The 22,772-nt window shown below is 62.3% G+C and carries 20 protein-coding genes; 14 read left to right on the top strand and 6 right to left on the bottom strand.

What is annotated here, in order from left to right; genetic code table 11:
- Positions 1–4 precede the first annotated feature (4 nt).
- From ECTOBSL9_RS15635 to ECTOBSL9_RS15625, 3 genes are read right to left on the bottom strand one after another with little or no spacing between them, the layout of a single operon-like run.
- The gene (locus tag ECTOBSL9_RS15635; protein WP_063463344.1) at positions 5–1,642 is read right to left on the bottom strand and encodes an IS66 family transposase; all 1,638 of its coding nucleotides are present in this window, start codon (positions 1,640–1,642) and stop codon (positions 5–7) included.
- A gap of 59 nt (positions 1,643–1,701) precedes the next feature.
- Positions 1,702–2,067: an IS66 family insertion sequence element accessory protein TnpB gene (gene tnpB, locus ECTOBSL9_RS15630; protein ID WP_063463345.1), complete on the bottom strand. Its 366-nt coding sequence runs from the start codon at positions 2,065–2,067 to the stop codon at positions 1,702–1,704.
- Positions 2,064–2,447 (bottom strand): helix-turn-helix domain-containing protein, encoded by a 384-nt coding sequence (locus ECTOBSL9_RS15625; RefSeq protein ID WP_063463510.1) that lies wholly within the window; start codon positions 2,445–2,447, stop codon positions 2,064–2,066. The genes tnpB and ECTOBSL9_RS15625 overlap by 4 nt, the downstream gene beginning before the upstream one ends.
- Positions 2,448–2,563: 116 nt before the next feature.
- On the opposite strand from ECTOBSL9_RS15625, the gene ECTOBSL9_RS15620 reads away from it, so the two are divergent.
- The 3 genes from ECTOBSL9_RS15620 (at position 2,564) to ECTOBSL9_RS15610 (ending at position 5,666) form a co-directional block, all read left to right on the top strand.
- Positions 2,564–2,896 carry an MbcA/ParS/Xre antitoxin family protein gene (locus tag ECTOBSL9_RS15620; protein WP_063465832.1) on the top strand — a complete coding sequence of 111 codons (333 nt, stop codon included), beginning with the start codon at positions 2,564–2,566 and terminating at the stop codon, positions 2,894–2,896.
- 208 nt (positions 2,897–3,104) lie between these two features.
- On the top strand, positions 3,105–4,463 hold the full coding sequence (locus ECTOBSL9_RS15615; RefSeq protein ID WP_063465831.1) for a sigma-54 dependent transcriptional regulator: 1,359 nt from the start codon (positions 3,105–3,107) through the stop codon (positions 4,461–4,463).
- Positions 4,464–4,667: 204 nt separating this feature from the next.
- Positions 4,668–5,666 (top strand): porin, encoded by a 999-nt coding sequence (locus tag ECTOBSL9_RS15610; protein ID WP_063465830.1) that lies wholly within the window; start codon positions 4,668–4,670, stop codon positions 5,664–5,666.
- A gap of 52 nt (positions 5,667–5,718) precedes the next feature.
- On the opposite strand, the gene ECTOBSL9_RS15605 is transcribed toward ECTOBSL9_RS15610, so the two are convergent.
- On the bottom strand, positions 5,719–6,471 hold the full coding sequence (locus ECTOBSL9_RS15605; RefSeq protein WP_063465829.1) for an MBL fold metallo-hydrolase: 753 nt from the start codon (positions 6,469–6,471) through the stop codon (positions 5,719–5,721).
- Between the two features lie 301 nt (positions 6,472–6,772).
- Here ECTOBSL9_RS15605 and ECTOBSL9_RS15600 point away from each other — a divergent pair, with 301 nt between their 5' ends.
- The 3 genes from ECTOBSL9_RS15600 to cysN are packed head-to-tail and all read left to right on the top strand — an operon-like array spanning position 6,773 to position 10,364.
- The gene (locus ECTOBSL9_RS15600) at positions 6,773–7,522 is read left to right on the top strand and encodes a helix-turn-helix domain-containing protein (RefSeq protein ID WP_063465828.1); all 750 of its coding nucleotides are present in this window, start codon (positions 6,773–6,775) and stop codon (positions 7,520–7,522) included.
- Positions 7,523–7,557: 35 nt separating this feature from the next.
- Positions 7,558–8,460 (top strand): sulfate adenylyltransferase subunit CysD, encoded by a 903-nt coding sequence (cysD, locus tag ECTOBSL9_RS15595; RefSeq protein ID WP_063465827.1) that lies wholly within the window; start codon positions 7,558–7,560, stop codon positions 8,458–8,460.
- The gene (cysN, locus tag ECTOBSL9_RS15590; RefSeq protein WP_063465826.1) at positions 8,460–10,364 is read left to right on the top strand and encodes a sulfate adenylyltransferase subunit CysN; all 1,905 of its coding nucleotides are present in this window, start codon (positions 8,460–8,462) and stop codon (positions 10,362–10,364) included. Before cysD ends, cysN begins: the two co-directional genes overlap by 1 nt.
- 55 nt (positions 10,365–10,419) lie before the next feature.
- Here cysN and ECTOBSL9_RS15585 read toward each other — a convergent pair whose 3' ends face one another.
- Complete coding sequence (locus tag ECTOBSL9_RS15585) at positions 10,420–13,068, bottom strand: AMP-binding protein (protein WP_063465825.1); 2,649 nt, start codon at positions 13,066–13,068, stop codon at positions 10,420–10,422.
- A 188-nt stretch (positions 13,069–13,256) separates the two neighbouring features.
- Between ECTOBSL9_RS15585 and ECTOBSL9_RS15580 the strand changes: the two genes are divergently transcribed.
- The gene (locus tag ECTOBSL9_RS15580; protein ID WP_063466248.1) at positions 13,257–13,715 is read left to right on the top strand and encodes a small multi-drug export protein; all 459 of its coding nucleotides are present in this window, start codon (positions 13,257–13,259) and stop codon (positions 13,713–13,715) included.
- 190 nt (positions 13,716–13,905) lie between these two features.
- Here ECTOBSL9_RS15580 and ECTOBSL9_RS16765 read toward each other — a convergent pair.
- A protein-coding gene (locus ECTOBSL9_RS16765; RefSeq protein WP_156500099.1) for an IS5 family transposase occupies positions 13,906–14,759 on the bottom strand; the annotation gives its coding sequence in 2 pieces (ribosomal slippage) (positions 13,906–14,405 and positions 14,405–14,759; 855 coding nt in all).
- Here ECTOBSL9_RS16765 and ECTOBSL9_RS15570 point away from each other — a divergent pair.
- From ECTOBSL9_RS15570 to ECTOBSL9_RS15540, 7 genes are all read left to right on the top strand, one after another.
- Positions 14,758–15,285 (top strand): hypothetical protein, encoded by a 528-nt coding sequence (locus ECTOBSL9_RS15570; protein ID WP_156500157.1) that lies wholly within the window; start codon positions 14,758–14,760, stop codon positions 15,283–15,285. The two genes, ECTOBSL9_RS16765 and ECTOBSL9_RS15570, sit on opposite strands and share 2 nt — an antisense overlap.
- Positions 15,286–15,389: 104 nt before the next feature.
- A complete protein-coding gene (locus tag ECTOBSL9_RS15565; protein ID WP_156500156.1) occupies positions 15,390–16,601 on the top strand; it encodes a hypothetical protein in 1,212 nt (403 codons plus the stop codon).
- 70 nt (positions 16,602–16,671) lie between these two features.
- Positions 16,672–18,435 carry a hypothetical protein gene (locus ECTOBSL9_RS15560; protein WP_063465822.1) on the top strand — a complete coding sequence of 588 codons (1,764 nt, stop codon included), beginning with the start codon at positions 16,672–16,674 and terminating at the stop codon, positions 18,433–18,435.
- Positions 18,435–18,866, top strand: a complete 432-nt coding sequence (locus tag ECTOBSL9_RS15555) for a hypothetical protein (RefSeq protein WP_063465821.1) — start codon at positions 18,435–18,437, stop codon at positions 18,864–18,866. Before ECTOBSL9_RS15560 ends, ECTOBSL9_RS15555 begins: the two co-directional genes overlap by 1 nt.
- Complete coding sequence (locus ECTOBSL9_RS15550; protein ID WP_025282922.1) at positions 18,863–19,570, top strand: C39 family peptidase; 708 nt, start codon at positions 18,863–18,865, stop codon at positions 19,568–19,570. Before ECTOBSL9_RS15555 ends, ECTOBSL9_RS15550 begins: the two co-directional genes overlap by 4 nt.
- Before the next feature lie 29 nt (positions 19,571–19,599).
- Positions 19,600–20,760, top strand: coding sequence for a transporter (locus ECTOBSL9_RS15545; protein ID WP_168161582.1), 1,161 nt, complete (start codon positions 19,600–19,602; stop codon positions 20,758–20,760).
- A gap of 211 nt (positions 20,761–20,971) precedes the next feature.
- Positions 20,972–22,771 (top strand): assimilatory sulfite reductase (NADPH) flavoprotein subunit, encoded by a 1,800-nt coding sequence (locus ECTOBSL9_RS15540; protein WP_063465818.1) that lies wholly within the window; start codon positions 20,972–20,974, stop codon positions 22,769–22,771.
- Position 22,772: the final 1 nt, after the last annotated feature.

Raw genomic sequence — 22,772 nt, 5'->3', positions numbered from 1 at the left:
ACCCTCACTCCCCGCTGTCATTCTCCCCGCAGGCCTGGGTGGGCGGTTCCCAGTGATAGGGCAGCAGTTCGTGGAGGCGATTGGCGGGATGATCCTGGATGCGCTCAAGCACATCGATCAGGTAGTGACGCGGGTTCACCCCGTTCTGCTTGCAGGTTTCCAGGAGGGTGAGCAGGATGGCCAGGGCGTGGCCACCATTCTCGGAGCCGGTGAAGTTCCAGTTCTTGCGACTCACGCACACCCCGCGCAGGGCGCGTTCGCCGCGGTTGTTGTCGGGCTCCAGGCGGCCATCCTCAGTGAAGCGCATCAGGGCCTGCCAGTGGTTGAGGACATAACCGATCGCCTTGGCGAAGTCTCCCCGGGGCGGCAGGCTGGGCAGGATGCGATCCAGCAGGCGACGCAAGCGCTTGAGGATGGGCACCGTGCGGCGCTGGCGGGCCTCGCGGATCTGCTCGGGGTCCGTGATCCCCTGTTCGCGCAGGCGCGACTCCACCTGGTAGATCGCCGTGATCAGCTTCATCACCAGATGCACCCGGCCGCGTTTTTTGTGTTTGCGGGCGATCTTTTCGAACGGGCGCCTCGCATGGGCCCAGCAGGCACACCAGATCAGCGCCTCCTGGATCCGCTCGGCGTTCAGGTAGCCCGCATAGGCATCGGCTTGCAGATATCCCTGGTAGTCACGCAGGTGTTCCAGCGGACCTTCCTGGGATCGGTTGGTGGTGTAGTCGTAGAACACCGGGATGATGCCGTCCTCCCGCCCGCGGCCCAGGTAGAGCCACAGGCGACAGGTTCGGGTTTGTCGTCGGCCCTTTTCCAGTTGCGGCACCGTGGTGTCGTCGCTGTGAACGACCGGACTGGCCAGGGCATCCTGGCGAACGAGGTCGGCCAGCGGGGCCAGGACCGAGGCGGACAGCAGCACGTAGTCGCACAGCCGCTGGCGGGGGACGTCGTAACCATCCCGGGCCAGCTGCTGGCTGATGCGGTTGAGCGGCAGATGATCCGCGAACTTGCTGATCACGGTATGGGCCAGCAGGCTGGCACCCACCTGGGCGCCGGGGATCGGTGGCGAGGGGCGCGGTGGAGAGACGATGGTGCGCTCCCCGTCATCCCCCTGGATCGCATACTTGGGCACCTCGTGGCGCTTCACGTACAGCTGCCCGGGTTGGTACTCCAGGGTCTCGGTCACCTCGACACCGATCTCCACCAGCGGGCCGCCGTTCTGGGCCTCCAGTTGGGCCCGGGTTTCGTCGTCGTAGTCGTAGCGCTGCGTCTCCCGGGGCAATTCCGGTGGGAGGACACGGCGACCTCGAGGGGGCTGGGTCTTGCGCCGCTTTTTGGGCGCCTCGGTGGTTTCTTCTTCGTCTTGCTCGGGGATCGGGGCTTCCTGCGGGTGGAAGAGATCCTGCTGGAGGTAACAGCCACGCTCGGAGCTTTGCCCGAAGCGTTTGCGCTGGGCCTCAAGGACCTGGCGCTTGAGATTCTCCAGTTGTTCGCTCAGCTCATTGATCGTGGACTGCTGCTGGGCGAGTAGCTGGGACTGCTGCTCAATGAGCTGATCACGGTCCGCCAGGGCAGCGCGGAACTGCGATTCGCGCAGGCCGGAAGGGGGTGTCGGCAGGTCTTGTGCAGTGCCGTTCAACATGCCCGCATTTTACCACGCCGAAAGCGCTAAGTGGCTGACTTATTGATGGTATTTATCTATCAACGGGTGGCTGTGGCAAGGCATTTTTGCGGGGTTTCCAGGCGCCGCCAATCGATACCCTCGAACAGCGCCTGCATCTGGCTGCGGGAGAGCCGAACCTCACCCTCTGCATCTCCATCCACCTGCTGGAGCCACTTGAAGCGCCCCTTCTCCAGGCGCTTGTAGATCATCACAAAGCCCTGGCCATCCCAGTACAGGGCCTTGAGCTTGTCCCCAGCCCGGTTGCGGAAGACGAACAACTCACCGCTGAGCGGATCCCGCTCCAGGGCCTCGACGATCTCGATGCACAGACCATCGAAGGCCTTGCGGAAATCCACCGGCGCCACTGCCAGGTGGATGGCCACCCCCGTGGGCCACGCGATCATGCCTCCAGGACCTCCATGGCCCGTTGCAGGGTCTGGGCGCAAAACCCCGGATAGAGCTCGAGCCGACGACCGTGGCTCAAGGTCACCACCACCGGTCCACCGGGCTGCGGCGACAGGTCCACGGGATCAGGGGCGTCCTCCACCGTGCGCACCGTCAAAAAGCGCTGCGTCCCGGCGGCGGGCTTCGAGGGCGAATGCTCCGCCTTGGAGTCGACTGTGGCCACCACCCATTCCGGATAGCGCACTGCCCACTGGGACAACTGCTGGGGTGTGACCCCATGCTGACGGGCAAAGGCCGCCTTGCTCTGGCCTGAAGCTGCCCACTGCTGGACCAGTCCCTTCCAGAAAGCGCGCTTGCGCTGTCGGACACCTCTGTTCATACCGGCACATCTCCTTGGTTGCTTGAGATCGTGCCGTGGACGATGGGGGATCAGGGCGGGCTATGAAATATGGGTTCTAGCGGACGCGTACAAGCGCCGCACACAGCCCTGCCGTCGTGCTGGCCAAGGCCGTGCTCAAGGCCTCCAGGCAGTTAGGCCTTGGCCAGGCCGAACTGGCGGCGGTGCTGGGTGTTCACAGAACCGCAGTCAGCAGGCTCAAACAGAATCCCGCACTGGACCCACAGTCCGAACAGGGCGAGTTGGCACTGCTACTTATCCGTCTTGCCAGGGAAGTGTTTGCCCTTGCCGGTGGTGATCAGGCCTGGGTGCGCCATTTCATGCGTAGCCCCAACAAGGTTACCGGTGGTATCCCTGTCAGACAGATCGAGACCGCCCGAGGTCTGATGGGTTTACTCCAGTTCGTGGATGCCATTCGAGGCAAGGTCTGAATCTGCGAAGGACTGCGGCAGATCTTGCGTATCCGCGGTCATTTTCATCGGCTGGTGCACATTAAGGAGCAGGTGGCCACCCTGAGTGACCTGGATACACTGGAACAACAGGTCATGAGGATGAACATGTCGACACCTTGATGCATCCTGATCACTATAGTCACATGAAGCCGAATAGCAGGCCAGCATCGTCTCGGGGCACATCATCATGAAACCCACGTTATTGGTGGTTGAGGACGATGCCGATGTGGCTGCGATGGTGCGCGAGCTGGGCATGGGGGCGGGCTTCTCGGTTCGAATTGCGCCGGATGGTGAGACGGCAGAGCGTGAACTGCGCAGTACCCAGCCAGACGTGATGATTACGGACCTGCGCGTGCCGCCTCCGGATGGTCTGGCTCTAGTGGCGCTGGCCCGGGAGCAGGATCCTGATATGCCCGTGGTGATGATTACCGGGTTTGCGACTGCGGATAATGCCATTGAGGCCTTTCGCCTTGGCGTGTTCGATTTGATCACCAAGCCCCTCGATGTGTCGCGTATCAGGGTGATCCTGCAAAGGCTGTTTTCGCATCTCGAGCACCGCTGGCGGATCGAGGGGCTCAGTACCCGCCTCAAACAGCTGGAGCCCGGGCCGGGGAGCGCGCCGGTGATCTGTTCTCAGCCGATGGCGCAGGCTGTCTCACTGCTTCAGCAGGCAGCGGATACGGACATCCTGGTGCTTCTCAGCGGCGCAACGGGTACTGGCAAGAGTCTGCTGGGCCGATACCTGCATGCCTGGAGCCCAAGGCGGGACGGGCCTTTCTTCAGCCTCAATTGCGCGGGTATCCCATCCACCCTGGCTGAGAGTGAGCTCTTTGGACACGAGGAGGGCGCGTTTACGGGGGCGCGCAAGCGCAAGCGCGGCTTGCTGGAACTGGCCGATGGCGGAACCCTCCTGCTTGATGAGATCAACAGCGCGGTACCGGAGATCCAGGTGAGACTGCTGCATTTTCTGCAGGAGCGTGTTGTCAGGCGTGTGGGAGGAGAGCGCACCTTTCCCGTGGATGTGCGCATCGTGTGTGCGTCCAATGAGCCGCTCAAGTGTCTGGTAGCGGAGGGCGCTTTCCGCGCGGACCTCTATTATCGTCTGAATGTTTTCCCGGTGGATGTGCCTGAGTTGCGGCGGCGCCCTCAGGACGTGATCCCTCTGGCGGAGCATTTTCTCGCCGACTATGGTCGCCGCTATGGGCGACGGTTGCCTGGTTTCACTCTGGAGGCCCTGGAGGCGCTGGCTGCCTACGATTGGCCGGGTAACGTCCGCGAACTGGAGAATGCGGTTCAACGATCTGTAGTGTTGGCTTCCCAGCAGTGCGAGGTGGGTCTTGAACACCTGCCGGCAGAAGTGAGCCGTCGCCAGTCCTCACCGGGAGGCCCCATACCCGGCATGGACCCGGATGCCAGCCTTGAAATGGTTGAGGAGGCCTGGATTCGTCACATGCTCACGCGCTGCGCTGGCAACAAGCGGGAGGCGGCCAGGCGCCTGGGCATTAATGCTTCTACATTACACCGGCGATTGGGTCAGATGCGTTGATATTGACCATACGAGGATTGCGTTTTGCAATACGGATGCAAAATGCAATCACCAGATTCATTTATAGAATATAGATATTCTTTTAAGATCATAAGGCTATGGATGGCTTGCTATTTGCACTCTTCACCGGCGCGCCAGTGGGGTCGTGATTTGAACCCCTGCCGCTGGGCGTTGATACCAAGAACCCTGGGAGGAGTGCAGCACATGAAAAAGCAGATGCTCGTATGGATTGTCGGTAGCACCGTGATGGCGCCGATGGCTGGCATGGCTAATGACTTTGAAGTCTTCGGCAGGCTTTATGTTGAGATCGGGCAGGTGGAAGAGGGGGGCGATGCCGAGTCGCGTGGGTATACCGGGGACGAGAATGGAATGGGGCGCGTCGGAGTGCGAGGGAGTCATCGGATTGATGAAAACCTGACCTTGGTGGGCACTGCGGCCTGGAATCTCAATGTGGGTGACTCTGACGCCAATTTAACCGATCGAGATCACAATATCGGCCTTCAGGGTCGTTGGGGTACGGTGCGTGTGGGCTCGTTTGATGGTGCTTACAAGGCAACCGGAGGGGCGAAGTTCGATGCCTTCGCCTCCACCGCCCTGCAGGCCCGAGGCAATGGTGGAATGGCCACGGGGCCGTTTGGCACGACCAGCTACTTCCACAACGCCGTGCAGTACGAGTCTCCGAATATCAACGGCCTGAATGCCGTGGTTCAGTACAGTATCGACGAGCGTGATCGCTCTAACGACATCGACAACTACAAGGGTGCCTATAACCTGGGGGTGACCTATGATTTTCTGGATAACTATCAGGTGATCGGTGCCACGAACTCCGTGAAAACACTGGAGGACGGGCGCAAGGGAAACAGTAAGCTGGGCATGCGCGCGCGCTTTGGGGATTTCACCGGATTCATTCAGTATGAGGATGTCTCCCTGATGGGTACGCAGGTTCGGGACCACGACATCCTTTTTCTCGGGGCTCGTTATCGCATTGGCAAAACCATGCTGGTGGCCCAGTACGGCGACCTTGATGATAACGACGGGAACAACCGTGATCAGACGTATTATGCGTTAGGGGGGCGGTATTTCTTCGATCGCCGTACTTCGGCCTACTTCGGTTACAAGAATACCTCGTTTGATGAGCCCGGTCAGAAGGACCTGAGCACTGCCATGGTTTCCTTGCGCTACGACTTCAGTATTTCACCGTAGCTCGACGTCTTGATCCGGTTGCCTGCTGCGGAACAAGGTTTCTTGTTCCGCACTACCCCTGCCGACTCGCCTCGCACAGGCCGCGCATCTCTTCGGGAAGGTTGTCCGGGCAGGCACCGCACTGCTCGTTGCCGGGCACCGAGAAATCAATCTTTCGGGGGTAGGGCAGGTCCATGTCGTGCATGATCTTCACGAACTCTGCCTCGGTGCGGCCTTTGCCCAGGCGGGGGTTGCGCAGCTTTTCCTGGCCGATGGTGGTAATGCGTCGTTCTTCATAGTCGTGGGCGGGGTAGACCAGGGTTTCGTCGGGCAGGGTGAAGAACTTGTCCTGGATGCTGTGATAGAGCACGTGGGCGTCGCCGGACTGGAAGTCGGTGCGTCCGCAGCTCTCGATCAGCAGGGCATCGCCCGAGAACAGCAGCTTGAGACCGTGGTGATCCAGCAGGTAGGCGTGGTGGGTGTCGGTGTGTCCGGGGGTGAACAAGGGGTTCAGGGTGATGCTGCCCAGCTTGAATGGCTCGCCTTCGCGCAGTCCCACATCCCGGCAGGGGATTTCATCCAGCGCCGGCCCCGCGATCTGGCAGCCGGTAGCCTGCTTGAGCCGCCGCGCCCCGGTGATGTGGTCCGCGTGGATATGGGTTTCCACCACGAAATCCAGGGTCAGCCCCAAGGATCGCAGCAGTTCCAGATCCCTGTCCACGGTTTCCAGCACGGGGTCGATGAGGGCCGTGATCCCGGTATCGGGGCAGGCCAGCAGGTAGGTGAAGGTGGAAGAATCCGCTTCAAAGAGCTGTCGAAAGTGCATGGAAGCGTCCTCATGACGGGGGATGATGTGAGTCTGCGACCCAACGTTGCGGGAGTCCGCTGGTGCGGTCAAGTGGCTTGGTTCTCCCAGGCCGGGTAGATGCCATGGTGGCATGGCCGGTATCCATATACGCAGGGCCCCGGTTCCGTACAATCCTGTCATGTCAGGCTTGTGGGATTTTTGTGAGGCTTTTATGATGTTGATCATATGGTTGTGAAGTTACGTCATCGTTGGAAAGAAAACCAAATAAAAACAACATCATGTGAATGATTTGGTTAATAAACATTTATCGCCTGAACCATTGAATGAGCGCCGCCTTGAGGCCGTGCGCCTGCGCCTGGACGGCCACACGGTGGCCGCTACGGCAGTACGCACCGGGCTCTCGGCGCCCACCGTGTCGGCGGCCTGGAAGGCATTCAGGGAGGGAGGCTGGGACGCGGTTCCCGTGCGCGCGCGCGGTCGCAAGACGGGGCAGGCGGGCCGGCTTGATGCCGCCGCTCAGCAGATGCTGATGGCACGGCTGACAACATCGCCCGATTCCGGTGAGCCGGCCTGGAGTAGTCGTGCCCTGGCCGATGCGCTCGGCGAAGCGGGCCATCCGGTCTCTGCCCGTGCCATCGAGCACTGGCTGGAGGCCCGTGGTCTCAAGCCCGAACCGTTGACCCTGGAGGCTGTGGCGCATCAACGCAGCAGCGCCAGCCGCTGGTATCGCAAGCAGGTGCAGCCCGTGCTGGAGATGGTCCGCAAGGGTGGCGGTGCCATCTGGCAGGGAGGGGTGAGAGTCGCCAGGGGGGATCAGGCAGTGGCGTCAGGTTCTCCCCGCTATCAGCTCTATCTGCATGGCAAACGCGGTGCGCTCCACACCCGTTGCCTGTGGGCACCGCCCTTGGCGGAAGATTATCTGACGCTGTTCCAGCGCCTGCGCGACCTGTTCCCCGGCAAGCCGTTAGCGCTGGTGTTCCACGGCGCCCATTTCCAGGCCAGCCCCGATATTCGGCGGTGGCTGGAGGCACACCCGGATTTCTACCTGATCAACGTTCCGCCCCAATAACGGGTCGGTTCGACTTTTCCAGACAGGCCAATGCCATGACATCACTCACCCATTTACAAAAGCTGGAAGCCGAGAGCATCCATATCATGCGCGAGGTGGTCGCCGAGACCGAGAACCCCGTGATGCTCTATTCGGTGGGCAAGGACAGTGCGGTGATGCTGCACCTGGCGCGCAAGGCCTTTGCCCCGGCGCCGCCCCCGTTCCCGTTGCTGCATGTGGACACCCGCTGGAAGTTTCGCGCCATGTACGAGTTTCGGGACAACATGGCCCGGGAGATGGGCATGGACCTGCTGGTGCATATCAATCCGGAAGGGGTGGAGAAGGACATCAACCCCTTCACCCATGGCTCGGCCATCCACACCGATGTGATGAAGACCGAAGGCCTCAAGCAGGCGCTGAACCAGTATGGCTTTGATGCCGCCTTTGGCGGGGCGCGCCGGGATGAGGAGAAGTCCCGCGCCAAGGAGCGGGTGTTCTCGTTCCGCACCGCCCAGCACCGCTGGGACCCGAAGAACCAGCGCCCGGAGCTATGGCGGCTCTACAACACCCGCAAGCACAAGGGGGAGTCGATCCGGGTGTTCCCGCTCTCCAACTGGACCGAGCTGGATATCTGGCAGTACATCTACCTGCAGAGCATCCCCATCGTGCCGCTTTACTACTCTGCCGAGCGCCCGGTGGTGGAGCGCGACGGGGCCCTGATCATGGTGGATGATGACCGCATGCCGCTCAAACCCGGTGAAGTGCCGATGATGCGCAAGGTACGGTTCCGGACACTGGGCTGCTACCCGCTCACGGGTGCCATTGAATCCGAGGCCGATACCTTGCCGGCGATCATCCAGGAAATGCTCCTCACCAGGACCTCCGAACGCCAGGGCCGCGTCATCGACCATGACAGCGCCGCCTCCATGGAAAAGAAAAAGCAGGAAGGGTACTTCTGATGGCACACGCATCCGACATGATCGCCGGGGATATCGAGGGCTACCTGAAGGCCCACGAGCACAAGGGCCTGCTGCGCTTCATCACCTGCGGCAGCGTGGACGACGGCAAGAGCACCCTGATCGGGCGGCTGCTGTTCGAATCCAAACTGCTGTTCGAAGATCAACTGGCCGCCATCGAGGCGGACTCGAAGAAGTATGGCACTCAGGGGGACGAGATGGACTTTGCCCTGCTGGTGGATGGCCTGGCCGCCGAGCGGGAGCAGGGCATCACCATCGACGTGGCCTACCGCTTCTTCTCCACCGGCAAGCGCAAGTTCATCGTGGCCGACACCCCGGGGCACGAGCAGTACACCCGCAACATGGTGACCGGGGCTTCCACTGCCGATGCCGCCATCCTGATGGTGGATGCCCGCCATGGCATCCTCACCCAGACCCGCCGCCACAGCTTCCTGATGTCGCTGATTGGCATTCGGCACCTGGTGGTGGCCATCAACAAGATGGACCTGGTGGATTATTCCAAGGGGCGCTTTGACGAGATAGTGGATGAGTACCGGGCATTCGCCAGGCAGCTGGGCCTGGAGGAGATGACCTTCATCCCCCTGTCGGCGCTCAAGGGCGATAACGTCATCGAGCACGGCCACCACATGCCCTGGTATCACGGCCCGACCCTGATGGCGTATCTGGAAACCGTGGAGGTGGACGAAGAGCGCCTGCAGCGCACACCCTTCCGCATGCCGGTGCAGTGGGTGAACCGACCGCACCTGGATTTTCGCGGTTTCACCGGCATGATTTCCAGCGGCGCTGTCAAGCCAGGAGATGCCATCCGCGTGCAGCCCTCGGGCAAGACCAGCCGCATCAAGCAGATCTACACCTACGATGGAGACCTGGCACAGGCCATTGCCGGGCAATCGGTGACCTTGCTGCTGGAGGATGAGATCGACATTTCCCGAGGTGATGTGATTTCCGGCGTGGATGCCCCCGCCGAGACCGCCGATCAGTTCGAGACCACATTGGTGTGGATGCACGATCAGCCCTTGCTGCCGGGGCGACCCTATCTGCTGAAGCTGGGTACGCAGACGGTGTCGGCGACGGTGAGCCAGGTGAAGTATCAGGTGAACGTCAATACCCTGGAGCACACTGCGGCCAAGCAGCTCGATCTGAACGGTATTGGGGTGTGTACCCTGAGCCTGAGCAGGCCGGTGGCCTTTGACCCCTACAAGGAGAACGCCGACACCGGTGGCTATATCCTGATCGACCGGATGAGCAACAATACCGTGGGTGCCGGCATGCTGCATTTTGCCCTGCGTCGCAGCCAGAACATTCACATGCAGCATGTGGATATCGACAAGCAGGCACGGGCGGCCTCCAAGGGGCAGAAGCCGGCCGTGCTATGGTTCACGGGCCTGTCCGGTGCCGGCAAATCCACCATTGCCAATCGGGTGGAGAAGAAGCTGCATGCCGCCGGCCAGCACACCTATCTGCTGGATGGCGATAACGTGCGCCATGGTCTCAACCGGGACCTGGGCTTTACCGATGCCGATCGGGTGGAGAACATCCGCCGGGTGGCGGAGGTGGCCAAATTGATGGCGGATGCTGGCCTGATCGTGCTGACGGCGTTCATCTCGCCGTTTCGCAGTGAGCGGCGGATGGCGCGGGATCTGATGGAGGAGGGTGAGTTCATCGAGATCTTCGTGGATACGCCCCTGGATGTGGCCGAGGAGCGCGACCCGAAGGGGCTCTACAAGAAGGCCCGCCGTGGTGAGCTGAAGAACTTTACCGGCATCGACTCTGCCTACGAGACTCCGGAAAGCCCGGAACTGCATCTCAAGGCAGCGGAGATGAGCACCGAAGAAGCCGCCGATGCGGTCATCAAACTGCTGCGCGAGCGGCAATTGATCGCCTGAGGCAGTGAACACAAGGCGCCCACAACGTGGACGCTGCGGGAGGCCACGTGCCAGCTCAAGTCGTGTTGTCGGCTTCCCCCAGAGCCGCCACCGCATCCTGAAGGCGCTGGGCAATCTCCCGGGGATCGCTGCCCAGGGTGCCCGGATCCAGCGGCTCACCCATGATGATGCGCACCCGTCCTGGCCGGGGCCAGCGCCGCCCCGGCGGCAGGGCCTTCCCGGTACCCGCGATGTGCACGGGAATTACGGGTGACGGCCTGGCCAGCAGCAGACTGCCGATACCGGGCCGGAAGGGTTGCAACTGGCCATCCGGGGAACGGCGTCCTTCCGGAAACCACACCAGGCTGTGTCCGCGCTCAAGACAGGTGACCGCCAATGCCAGGCTGCGCCGCGGGGATCTCCCCGGGTCGATGGGCAGGATCCCGACGATACGACTAAAGGCCCGGGCGAGGCGACTGGAGAACATCAGCCCGGTCCATCCCGCCCAGTACAGGGTGCGCAACTGCCGCCAGGTGAGAACCCGGGTCAGCACCAGCGGATCAAGGGCACTCAGGTGTCGCGGGGCCAGTACGTAAGGGCCGCCTTCGCGGGGGATGTGCCCCTGCACCTCCAGACGATACAGGAGCCGGACCCCCAGCCGGGTGATGCCCAGCAGCACCAGGCCGATGAACTGGCGTACGGATCCTCGCGGTGCCAGCCAGCGCCGCGCCGCGTCGTCCAGGTGTCGCTCGGGGTCTTTCAGGGCGGTCTGCAGATCCCGCTCGTCACCACCCTCCTTGGCTTCGCCAGCCGCAGCCACCTCGCGCAGCAGGTCCCGCACGCTCTGCACCCGTGAGATGGCTTCATCCTCCGTTTCCACGCCGATGCGGTCGCGCAGCGTGAGGGTTAAATCCACCCAGGCCAGGGAGTCCAGCCCCAGGTCCTGGTACAGGCCGCTGTCCGGCGTGAGCCGCCGGTCATGGAAGCGCTCGGCCAGATACTGCCAGGTCTGCTCCACGGTGGGATCCGACAGCAACTGCTGGTCCTCCGGGGCCATGGCCTCCGGATCCATCGGTTTGGCCTCCCCCTTGCTGGCAGCACCCTCACCCAGGGCCTCGAAGCGTTCTTCCAGCTTGTGGCGACGCAGCTTGCCCAGCCGTGTGCGGGGCAAGGGGTCAAGGCTCACCTTCAATGTGCCAGGGCGGTGGTGAGTGGGTAGATCCTGCGTGGCCTTCTCCATGGCGCTCTTGAGGCGCTTGCTGAGTTCATCCCCCTCGACTTCGCGCAAGAGTTGCGGCTCGGGCACCACCACCGCTGCCAGGCGGTCGTCATGGGCCAGCACCCCTGCTTCACGGATCCCTGAGGCTTTCTCCAGCTGTTTTTCCACCTTTTCAGGATCCACGTTCTCGCCTCCGGAAAGCAGGATCATGGCCGAGGTGCGGCCTCCCAGATGGAGAAAACCGTCTTCGTCGATCCAGCCGGTGTCACCGGTGCGGAACCATCCATCATCATCCAGCACTTCCCGACTCTTCTCGGGCAGGTTGAGATAACCGGCAAACACATTCGGCCCACGGGCCATCACCTCGCCGGTATTCTCCTGGCCATCGATGGCCAGTTCGACCCCGGGCAGTGGCAGCCCGGCGCTCTCCAGGCGAACCCTATCCGGCGGGTTGTAGGTGAGGATCGGCGCCGTCTCGCTCAGCCCGTAACCTGTGGCCACCTCCCAGCCCAGCCCCTGCAGGCGGCGCCCGAGCCCCGGATCCAGCGCCGCTCCGCCAGCAACCACCAGGCGCAGCCGCGGTGCCATGCGTCGATGCAGGCCCGCAAACAGGCGCCGCCCCAGACGCCATCCCGGCCCTCGGCGGGCCATCATGGAAACCTGCAGCATGCCGTGAAAGAGTCGGGCAGCCGTGCGCCCGCGCCCGGTCACCCGTTGTTCCAGAGCAGTCCAGATGGCCTCGTAGAGCCTGGGCACACCCAGCATCACCGTGGCTTCACCGTCGCGCAGGGCACGGACGATTTGCGGCCCTACCAGTGAATACGGAACGATCAGCGGTGCCCCCAGGGTGAGGGGGGTGAGAATCCCCACAGTAAAGGGATAGACATGATGAAAGGGTAGGGGGACCAGTACCCGATCCCGATCGTCGGCCAGGGACTGGTCGCACAGGGCCTGGACGTTGGTGGCCAGGTTGTAATGGGAAAGGGGTACCCCCTTGGGTGGCCCGGTGGTGCCGGAGGTGTAAAAGATGGCCGCCATGTCCTTGCTGCTTGCCCGGGCCGGCCCGGAACTGTCGGCCACGAGGTTCCGCCAGGAACGCTCATCGGCGGTGTCATTGTCCAGCAGCCACACGTCGGCCTCAATGTGTTTTGGCAAACGGGAAAGCAGCTTGTCAGTAGTCAGGACCGTGCCTGGCCGGCAGTCGTTGAGGGCATGGGCCAGGTCCTCGCCCGGCATCTGAGTGTCCAGGGGGACGAGTACGCCCCCCGCCCGCATCACACCCAATGCCACCGCTACCCAATGGGCGCTATTGGGTGCCATCAGGGCCACCCGGTCACCGGTCTTCAGGCCGGCGGCGGTCAGACCTGCCGACAGCCTGCCAGCCATGTCCAGCAACTCTTCACGCCGCCAGCTGCGGGATCCATCGCGAGTCATCTCCAACAGCGCTTCCCGGGCTCCTGGTAATTCGCGGGACCCGAGCAACGCGTTGATATCGGATGCTGTCATGATCGCTGGCCTCCGTTTTCAGACGGAAAGGGGCACCGTTTGTCCGGCTATATGGAGTGTGGACCCGACCTCCAGGTGTTGCAATGCAGAACGGGCAAAGAGGCCAGGCCATTGAGATCGCGGGGACGTCCTGTTTCGTCTACACTGCGTGCCCCTTATCCGTTCCCCCGTGCATTCCTGATCACCCCATGCCCGATCTTCTTTGGCAATATTCCCTGGTTTTTCTTGCTGCAGCCACGCCCTGGCTTGAAATCATGGTCGTGATCCCGGTGGCCGTCGGTTTTGGGTTGTCTCCGGTGCCGGTGACGATCGTGAGTTTCGTTGGCAACGCCCTGCCAGTGTTCGGCATCATCGCCCTGTTCCGCTGGTGGGAGGGGCGTCGGGGACCCATTCAAAGGCGCTGGAGCCCCAGGGCGCAGCGTGTGTGGGACCGCTATGGTCTGCCGGGGGTCGCGTTTGCGGGCCCCGTGCTCACCGGGATCCACCTGGCCGCGGTCATGGCGCTGGCCATGCACGCGGACCGACGTTTGACTGTGGTCTGGATGACCCTGAGTCTCGCAGTCTGGTCGTTGATTACCCTGGTGGCTACGGTGGTGGGATTCGAAAGCATGGGGTGGCTTCTGGGCGGTCAGCAGCCACACCCCTGAGCTTGTCGGGTGAACCTCACGCGGAGTGTGAGTATTTTTCGCGCGCTGAGGCCATTGCTATCCTCCACCCCGTGCAGACCAGGATGAGGGGGATGTCATGGCCAGGCAAGACGTCGCGTTACCTACCATGCAAAGCGATTCTGAAGGAACGCTCTGGCCTTCCTCCCGCTACTACCGTTTGGTGGGAGATCTAGGTTCTGTCTGAAAAGTATGATCGGAAGCAACGAACAACACATGCGAGACAAACCATGGCTCGAAAGCTCTTGGCAAGCTTGTCGTATCGAGTGCCTATACGTCGCATTTCCTTCATCCAGCCAAAAAGGCGCTCCACAATGTTCCGTTGCCGGTAGCGTGCCTTGTCGAAGCCCCGACTCCGGCCACGACGCGGTCGCCTGTGCATCTTCCGGCTGGCAATCACTGGTTTCATGCCGTAGCGATCACAGTATCGTCGGAGCGCGTCACTGTCATAACCCTTGTCGGCCACGATGTGATCACAGCGTTTTACTGGGCGACCCACAGGTCCGGGCAAATGAACACGTTCCATCACCGTCGTGAACCATCGGGAGTCCGCATGCTGACCCGGCGACAACTCGAACGCCAGCGGGTGCCCACGGCCGTCGCACACCAGGTGGATCTTGGTGGTCAGGCCGCCTCGACTGCGCCCCAGGGCATGGTCTACGGGTTCTTCAGACCCCCCTTTTTACCGCCTCCAGAGGCGGCTCGAGTAGCGCGGGTCGATGTCGAATCCAGCATCCAGGTCTCCAGATCCATCAAGCCGTCCTCGCGAAGCCGTAAATGCAGGCGCTCCAGGACCAGCTCGAAAGTCCCCTCATCCCGCCAAGTCCGGAATCGGTCATACACAGTCTTCCATGGACCAAATCGTTCCGGCAGATCACGCCACTTGGCGCCAGTGCACAGAATCCAGAAGATACCATTGAGCATCTGTCGATCATCACGCCGGGGACGCCCCATGCGCTGTGGTGTCGATACGATATCCTTGACCAGCTCCCACTCTGCATCGGAAAGCTCGTACCGCCCTGCCATGAGTCCTCCTGTACAGATTCATCATGGTACAAACTTAGCAAAATCACTTTTCAGACAGAACCTAAGATCCTGGATCGGCCAAAGTCTGTATGTGTCTTTTGTGTCCTTCAATGGGGCCTTCCGCAAGGAAGGTCAGCCCTACCGGCTGCTGGACATCATTTCTTATCCCGCGCCCCGGGCGCATCCTCATCCCCCCAAACGCGCCTATCCCCATTTGCTGGTGCTGGAGTCCGTGCCTCCGGAAGGGCAAACGGATATCCAATGGCGCAGTGGTTCGTTTCACGGTGGCGCAGTCAACCTGGCACACCTCGGGAGCATCAGCACCCGCCCCTTTCCCAGGGATCGGTCCGAGTTCGTATATGCGAACCTGGATTTGCTCAGCGCCTACTATGCTCGACCGGCATCGGAGCTGCTCGAGCAGGGTATCGTGCCGGCCGAGGTCTGCGTTGTATCGCCATTGGAGAAAAAGGTTGACCTGGCCAGCCCTCACTCCTTGGGCAAAGCTGCGCTGTACTCACCGCGATGACCCAGGCGCCGAAAGGCGCGATCGCATTTCATTGCGTTATATCAATACTCTGCTATCTTCCGTTTGACGCGTTATGTTGAATTCTGGCGACGGGAGGGTGGGTTATGAGGCGCAGAACTGAGGGCTTGAGCAAGCAACGTTTTTTTCTCCACGCACCCCGGGTGCTCCCGGTGGCGGTGACGCTGGCGCTGGTCGGAGCAACCGCACCGGTTGTGGCTTCCCAATCCGGACCTTCCCAACTGAACCTGGAAGAGATGGATAACATTACGGCAGGGGTTGCCTCTGGTCACCCCCTCAGTGCCAGCGGAGGGGCCATCGTCGGAAACGACTCCTCGGCGACGCTGAACTCAACAGGTCATGTTGAGTTACTTGAGGGCGCTCAGGCCAACGCCCGGGCGATGAACCTGGTCACAGGAGCCGAGAGCACCATTGCCAACGGCATCAATGTCTTTGACGGGCGGGCCGAGACCACCTCCGACATCATGGACGGTGCGCACTTCAACGTGGCCCAGATCAACGACATCGTCCAGGAACAGCGCCGCGTGGCCTCAGTGCCATCCTACGAGCGAATCGAGGCCAATATCGACCGGGTAACGTCGGACAGCGGCTCCAGTTTCGAGTCTTCAGAACTGGCTTCGTCTGAAAACATCGCCAACGTGGAGACGCATTCGTTCGCGCGCAGCAACGAGAGCAGTGGTCGCGTGAACGCCAAGTCGACGGTGCTGGGGCAGGAGATCCAGGCGGGACGGGGTCTGTCGGGTGCCGGTGATCTCGGTGTGCACTTTGATGCCGGTGAGTTCACGTTCGAGTCAGGCGGAGGTGTCTCGCTGCCCGGGGTTGTCTCCTTTGATGGAGAGGTGAGGGTCAACCTCAGGCTGCCCGAGATGACGGTGGAATTCGAGGGGGCAGGGTGTGCGGTCCAGAACGGCTCCTGCCAGGCCGAGGGGCGCTTCGAAGAGGAGATCACGGACATGGTGGACCGCTCGACTGCTCACATCCAGGAGAGCAGTGAGGTCAGCGAGCGCTCCTGGGACACGGCACTGGATGAACGAATCCGGGCACCCTTCGTGCTGCGTGACGCCCAGGCCGAGTACATCGTGGTGGACAGTTCGGATCTGACGGTGGAATCCAGCTACCTGGTGGTGCTGGCGGGAAATGCCCAGGCTGATGTGCGGGCAATGAATGTGGTCAATGCTGCGGGCAGCGCCGTGGCCAACGGCGTCAATGTGGCCACCCAACGCTCCGGAGCACTCAATGCCAGCGGGGGGCAATCCCTCAATCTGACGCAGACCAACGTCATCAGCCACAGCCGCTGAGATCGCCGTCAAACAAGGGTGGCGGTGGGCATGTGTCCCGCCACCCTTGACCAACAGGGAGGCTCGGATCATGAGCATGTTCCAGGGTCGACTGGGGGTGCCCATCGGGATGGCGCTGGGCCTTGCGTTGACGCCGACCCTTGCGGCGGCCCCCAGGGCACTGGACGACTTTGCCCTGGACCGGGTTCAGGCTTCGGGCATGGTGGTACAGCAACCCGGCCAGAGCGCCATCAGACCTCCCGATCGTCCCCTTCCGGACCGGGCCCGCGCCGGCGTGCAGGGCGGAGCTTCCATGGACGCAGGATTACCTCCGCCACCGGGCGACGTGTCTGGTGTGGTGGCGGGAGGCACCGTGTTCGAGCGGGAATCGCTGAATCAGGTCCAGTTAGGGGGCGCTGCCCAGTCCGGCCTGACCGGGTTGAATGTGGTTAACGCCTCCCGAGCTGACACCATCACCGGCCTGAATGTCTTTGAGGGTGGGGCCGTGGGTGGGCCCACCTCCCGGGTGGACCAGACCAATCATTTTGTGCAGGAGGGTGCGGACGGCGCTCAACTTGGTGCCACCACAAGTGGTCAGGACAGCCGCCGCTGGGAAGCGGCCCAGTCATGGCAAGGCATTGGCGATCGCCAATCACGCATGGATACGCGCGTGGACCAGGAAATGAACCAGGTCCGCACACGTGCCCGTTACAACGCTGCCGTACCCGGCGACAGCCTGGGGCGTGATTGGGAGGTGGGGTTGGATCTGTGCGGTGCCCCCACCTGCACGCTGCCCTCGCTGACACTCCCCGCCGTCTCATTTGACTGGTTTACCGGAGAAGAACCCGCAAGGTTCGGTATCGGTGCCGAGTTTTCGGGTCTGCAAATCCAGGGTGCTCAGGTGACGCCGGCCTCGATTCGGGGGGAGGGAGATGATCTGGTGGTGAACCTGGGGCAAATCAGCCTCCCCCCTCCAGATCTTCCCACCGTGCGTGGAGAGCTATGTTTGGGCGGCTGCGTACGCGCCGACCTTGACTTCAATGTGGGTAATCGCACCACCGCGTCGTTGGATGTGGGCGAGATCCGCCTCGCAGGCGCCAACCCGCTCCAGGACCTGGATATCAAGCTGGGCCAAGGGATCGCGGCCGTGGGCAGTGGTCGTTTCGAGATGCAGACACCCCAGACGGGGGTTGATCTCAATCTGGGCCTCTCGCTGCCAGGCATCACTGAATCGTTTGTCCTGGACCTGGAGCCCGTCGCCGGCATACTGACCCCGGCAGCCCTGGAACTGCTGCCGGGTCGCCCGCTGCAGTCACTGGAACTGGATCTGTCACTTCCCGATGCCCGCTTTGAAATCTCCCTGGGAGACTTGTTTGACCCGGGCGGTGAGCAGGGTCCGCCCTGGTCGACCGAATTCGGCATGCGGGCTGACCTGACCGATGGCATCCTCTGTCTAACCCGCTCCGCGCAGTCCTGCGGCACCCAATCCATCGAGCGCCTGGAGTCATTCGAGCGCGTGCTGGAGGAGCAAACCCACACCTGGGAGCATCAATGGGAGCAGGATCGGTGGTCCCGGAGGGAACAGATAGAGCAGACGACCGGCGGTGAATTGGTCGGAGCCCGGGCGGACCTGATCACCCTGTCCGGAAGTCAGTCCCGGGTGGAGACCTACCATGTCGTTCAGGTGCACGGGGGCGCTCAGCAGACTTTGCGAGCGTTGAATGCTGCCAACGTCACCACCTCGCTCATGGGAGGGGCCACCAACGTGGCGCGCACCCCCGCCCACGTACGTGCCACGCAAGGGAATCCCTTGGCCGTGAGCCAAAGCAACACCTTTGTGCAGGGGTTTCAATGATGCCCATCCAATCTCGCAAGACATGGCTGCTGGCTTGCACCCTCTGGATGGCGGGAACCGCGCATGCCCAGTCGCCTCGACTGATGGATGATGCCTGGCTGGATCGCGTGGTGGCCGGTGCGGTGATGGGGGATTCCCAGGAGCTGGCCCGGTTCGAGGCAGCAAGAACCACCCGGCGGGGCAGTCACATCCATGTTCAAGGTCAGGCTGCGCTTCTGGACGGCCGCTCCAACCCCCAGGCCCTGCTGATACTGGGAGACAATGCTCAGCAGAACCTTTCCTCGCTGATCAACATCAACGCGGTCAACTCACCCGTGAATGTCTTGCTGAATCTGAACGTCAATATCGACTCCGTGGTCGGTCAGATGCAGCAAATCAACCTCCAGAGGGAGTTGGCATCTTCCCCTGCGTCGCTGGGAGGCCCCAGATGAAAGCCGTCGCCCCCGCGCTGCTGATATCGGTGCTTGCGACAGCAAGCCCGGTGGTGGATGGGGGCACGCCACTTCCGACCGCAGCGGGTCGCGTTTCCACCGACGTGATGCCCCTCAAGCAGTTGCGTGAGGCAGGATTGGTGCGCCAGGGGTGGGATGTCAGCTGTGGATCGGCTGCCTTGAGCACCATTCTCACCTACCATTTTGGCGACCCCTTCAGTGAGGCCACGATTGCCGTCAGTATCCTGGCCAACACAGACCCGGAGAGGGTCAGGGCACGTGGCGGATTCTCCCTTCTCGATCTCAAGCGCTTCGCCGAGGCCGTGGGCTATCAGGCAGAGGGCTACGCACAATTGACCCTGGAGGATCTGGAACACAGTCCGGTGCCTGCGATTCTCCCCATTCGCTATCGGGACCTGGATCATTTTGTGGTGTTCCGGGGCCGCGCCGGAAACCGTGTCCTGATTGGTGATCCGGCCTTCGGCAACCTCACCCTGTCGCTGGCACAGTTTGACGAGGCCTGGTCCAGTCGTATCGGGTTCTTCGTGCGGGAGGTGGGCCAATCGCCATGGGACCCGGGACAAGGACCGCTGGCTCCCAATGCGCTGAACACGCCACTACCCAACCTGGACTATGTTCACCGCCTGCTGAGGGCGGGTGGACCCGTGCCACCGGCCATACGCCATCTCCCGGTGACCCCGTGAGGGTGCCTCCGACCAGGAGTGGGATGTCCATGCGGGGGATGTCGTGGCTATGCATCGTGGCGGTGAGCGGTGTGCCTGCCACCATGGCCATGGCCGATGAACGCATCGATCAATTGCAGGAGGAGTTGCGGGAACTGCGACGGGCCATCGTCGTGCGTGATGACGTCATCCGGCATCTCATCGACCGTCTTGACGAACTGGAATCCCATCTGCATCCATCTGCGCCGGGCCCGGCACAGATCAGGGAACCCGATCCGCAACAGGAGGCCCTGGAACAGGCCGTCCAGGAAGCCGCGGAGGAAGAGCGTCGTGAACAGGAACGCCTGATTCGGGCCGCGTTCGAACAAACCCTCATCGATCGTGGCGGTCTGCTGCTGCCGCCTGGAACCTTCGAAGCAGACCTGGGCTTCAGTTACATCAGCAGTTCCAGCGATCGTATCGTCATCGACGGCTTCACCATACTGCCGGTTCTGGTGGTCGGGGACATTGTCAATGAGCGGGTCCGCACCGATATCGCCCAGACCACGTTCACCGGACGCATCGGGTTGCCTGAAGACTGGCAGCTGGAGGCGCGCATTCCCTGGGGATGGCAGCGCCGTCAGGTGGTCACTGCCGAAAACGAGGAGAGCACCCAGTCCGCTCAGGGGCTGGGTGATATCGAACTTGCCTTGTCTCATCAATTGATCAGGGGCTCGGAAAGGTGGCCCGATCTGCTGGGCAGCCTGCGCTGGAAGACCACGACCGGTAATAACCCCTTCGACCAGGAGCTGGGTCGACAGCTTTCCCTGGGCAGCGGTTTCAACAGTTATGCCGGCTCGCTGACCGTGGTGCATGTGACGGATCCGGCCGTTTTCTTTGGCGGACTGTCCTACACTTACAATGAGGGGGTGGACATCGAGGCGGGTCGGTTTCGCAGCGGTAATACCGTCGGTGCGCAGGTGGGTCTGGCTCTGGCGTTGAACCTGGACACGTCCATCAGTTTCGGATTTTCCCAGCAGTTATCTGCCAGTAGCCGGATTGACGACGCGCGCATCCCCGGATCCTCCCTGGTGACCTCGTCGTTCAACGTGGGCGCGTCCTACTCCATGTCTCCGGATTTCACAGTGGATTTCGGTCTGGGCATTGGCGTAACCGCGGATTCGCCGGACCTGCAGTTCACGGTGGGTATGCCGTTGCGGCTACGCCAGTGATAATGGCATGTTCCGCGATCCAAGAAAGATTCTTCGCTGCTGCCATGGCTGGTCGGTGATCCGTGGGGATGCCCGGATATGTTTCGCCTGGCGCGGGGCGACCGGGTTCGGAGTTTCGGAACAGCATAACCCTAGAACTAAAAAATCTTTCCCTTGGTGGCAGCGCATCGCTAGCGTGAACTGTACGCATTCGAATTTGTGACGGTTCACCATGGCGCTATCCCCAGAACGGCAGCAGGTGCTGCAAACTGAACTCGACCGCCTTGTCGACCGCCTCGACGGGCCGGAGCTGTTGTGGGCGTCCGGCTACTTTGCCGGGCTCGCCTCGGCAGGTGGGCAGGCGCTGGCGGAATCCCAGCCAGCCAATGAAGCCGACCCGGCCGCGACGCTGACCATCTGGTACGGCACGGAGACCGGTAACGGGCGCGGCGTGGCCGAACGCCTGGCGGCCCAGGCGCGTTCGCAGGGATTCGTGGTGGACCTGGCCAGCCTGGCCGACATCCAGCCGCGGCGGATTACCAAGCTGAAGCTGCTGGTACTGGTGATCAGCACCCACGGCGAGGGTGAGCCACCCGAGGAGGCTGAGGCTTTCCACAAGCTCATGACTTCCGACCGGGCCCCGAAACTTGACGACCTGAGCTATGCGGTCTTCGCCCTGGGGGATTCCTCGTATCCGGATTTCTGCCAGGTGGGGCGCGATCTGGATGCAGCGCTGGAAAAGGCGGGGGCCAGCCGCTTGCTACAGCGGGTCGACTGCGATGTGGATCTCGAATCCTCCGAAGATGCCTGGCAGCCCAGGATCCTCGAGGCCGTCAAACCGCTGCTGGAACCGGTGCAGGGCAATCATTCCCATCTACAGGTGGTCCGTGACAGCGCCACCCCGGTGGCCGCGCCCATGATGTACGGGCGCCGCAGCCCGTTTATGGCCGAAGTCCTGGAGGTGTCGCCGCTGACCGTGCCGCCCTCGGCCAAGAGCGTTCATCACCTGGCCCTTTCCCTGGAAGGCAGCGGGCTCAGCTATCAGCCCGGGGACTCCCTGGGCGTATGGCCGAGCCATGATCCCCGTCTGGTCGAGGAGATCCTGGAACGCACCGGCCTGGATGGTGACAAGGCCGTCGAATATGGCGGCGAGGCCCGACCCCTCGCCCAATGGCTGACCAGCCGGCTGGAGCTGACCCAGGTGGCGAGGCCCTTTGTGGAGCGCTACGCCGAGCTGGGTGGGGTCACGAAGCTCGTTGAGTTACTGGAAGACCGTGACGCCTTTGCTGCCTGGTGCAGGACGCGTCAGGTGGTTGACGTGATCGAAGAATTCCCCTTCGAACTGGATGCCGACCAGTTTGTATCCTGCCTGCGCACCATCGCCCCCAGGCTGTATTCCATCGCCTCCAGCCCGCTGGTCGATGAAGAAGAGGTCCACCTGACCGTCAAGCTCGAAGGCCGCGAGATCGATGACCGGCTACGCGCCGGCGCTGCGAGTTGGCAGCTGACCCGGGCGCTGCGACCGGGAGATAGCCTGCCGGTATATGTCGAGGCCAGCCCCAGTTTCCGTCTGCCTGAGAGCGGCGAGACACCCGTCATCATGATCGGGCCTGGCACGGGCGTGGCGCCCTTCCGGGCCTTCGTCGAACATCGCGCAGCGCTGGGCCACAGTGGCAGGAACTGGCTCTTTTTTGGCGAACAGCACCGTCAGACGGATTTCCTTTATCAGTTGGAGTGGCTTCGCCACCTGCGCGAAGGAACCCTTTCCCGGCTTTCGGTGGCCTTCTCCCGAGACCAGGCCGACAAGGTTTATGTGCAGCACCGAATCGCCGAGCAGGGCCGCGAGGTCTTCGAGTGGCTGAACTCGGGTGCTCACGTGTATATCTGCGGCAGCGGACAGGGCATGGCCAGGGATGTTCACCGGGCGCTGGCGGGTGTGATCGCCGAACACGCCGGAGTGAGCGCCAAGGTTGCCGAGGAACGCCTTGCCAGGATGAAGTCCGCCGGTCGCTACAAGAAGGAGGTGTACTGAA

This window comes from Ectothiorhodospira sp. BSL-9 (assembly GCF_001632845.1).
In the GTDB taxonomy this organism is placed as follows: Bacteria; Pseudomonadota; Gammaproteobacteria; order Ectothiorhodospirales; family Ectothiorhodospiraceae; genus Ectothiorhodospira.
This window is presented reverse-complemented; position numbering and strand designations above follow the sequence as displayed.

What these genes read in the sequence shown, in the direction of transcription:
- ECTOBSL9_RS15635 (WP_063463344.1), bottom strand. Translation starts at nt 1,642, where the DNA reads ATGTTGAACGGCACTGCACAAGACCTGCCGACACCCCCTTCCGGCCTG.
- tnpB (WP_063463345.1), bottom strand. Translation starts at nt 2,067, where the DNA reads ATGATCGCGTGGCCCACGGGGGTGGCCATCCACCTGGCAGTGGCGCCG.
- ECTOBSL9_RS15625 (WP_063463510.1), bottom strand. Translation starts at nt 2,447, where the DNA reads ATGAACAGAGGTGTCCGACAGCGCAAGCGCGCTTTCTGGAAGGGACTG.
- ECTOBSL9_RS15615 (WP_063465831.1), top strand. Translation starts at nt 3,105, where the DNA reads ATGAAACCCACGTTATTGGTGGTTGAGGACGATGCCGATGTGGCTGCG.
- ECTOBSL9_RS15610 (WP_063465830.1), top strand. Translation starts at nt 4,668, where the DNA reads ATGAAAAAGCAGATGCTCGTATGGATTGTCGGTAGCACCGTGATGGCG.
- ECTOBSL9_RS15605 (WP_063465829.1), bottom strand. Translation starts at nt 6,471, where the DNA reads ATGCACTTTCGACAGCTCTTTGAAGCGGATTCTTCCACCTTCACCTAC.
- cysD (WP_063465827.1), top strand. Translation starts at nt 7,558, where the DNA reads ATGACATCACTCACCCATTTACAAAAGCTGGAAGCCGAGAGCATCCAT.
- cysN (WP_063465826.1), top strand. Translation starts at nt 8,460, where the DNA reads ATGGCACACGCATCCGACATGATCGCCGGGGATATCGAGGGCTACCTG.
- ECTOBSL9_RS15585 (WP_063465825.1), bottom strand. Translation starts at nt 13,068, where the DNA reads ATGACAGCATCCGATATCAACGCGTTGCTCGGGTCCCGCGAATTACCA.
- ECTOBSL9_RS15580 (WP_063466248.1), top strand. Translation starts at nt 13,257, where the DNA reads ATGCCCGATCTTCTTTGGCAATATTCCCTGGTTTTTCTTGCTGCAGCC.
- ECTOBSL9_RS15570 (WP_156500157.1), top strand. Translation starts at nt 14,758, where the DNA reads ATGAGTCCTCCTGTACAGATTCATCATGGTACAAACTTAGCAAAATCA.
- ECTOBSL9_RS15565 (WP_156500156.1), top strand. Translation starts at nt 15,390, where the DNA reads ATGAGGCGCAGAACTGAGGGCTTGAGCAAGCAACGTTTTTTTCTCCAC.
- ECTOBSL9_RS15560 (WP_063465822.1), top strand. Translation starts at nt 16,672, where the DNA reads ATGAGCATGTTCCAGGGTCGACTGGGGGTGCCCATCGGGATGGCGCTG.
- ECTOBSL9_RS15555 (WP_063465821.1), top strand. Translation starts at nt 18,435, where the DNA reads ATGCCCATCCAATCTCGCAAGACATGGCTGCTGGCTTGCACCCTCTGG.
- ECTOBSL9_RS15550 (WP_025282922.1), top strand. Translation starts at nt 18,863, where the DNA reads ATGAAAGCCGTCGCCCCCGCGCTGCTGATATCGGTGCTTGCGACAGCA.
- ECTOBSL9_RS15545 (WP_168161582.1), top strand. Translation starts at nt 19,600, where the DNA reads ATGCGGGGGATGTCGTGGCTATGCATCGTGGCGGTGAGCGGTGTGCCT.
- ECTOBSL9_RS15540 (WP_063465818.1), top strand. Translation starts at nt 20,972, where the DNA reads ATGGCGCTATCCCCAGAACGGCAGCAGGTGCTGCAAACTGAACTCGAC.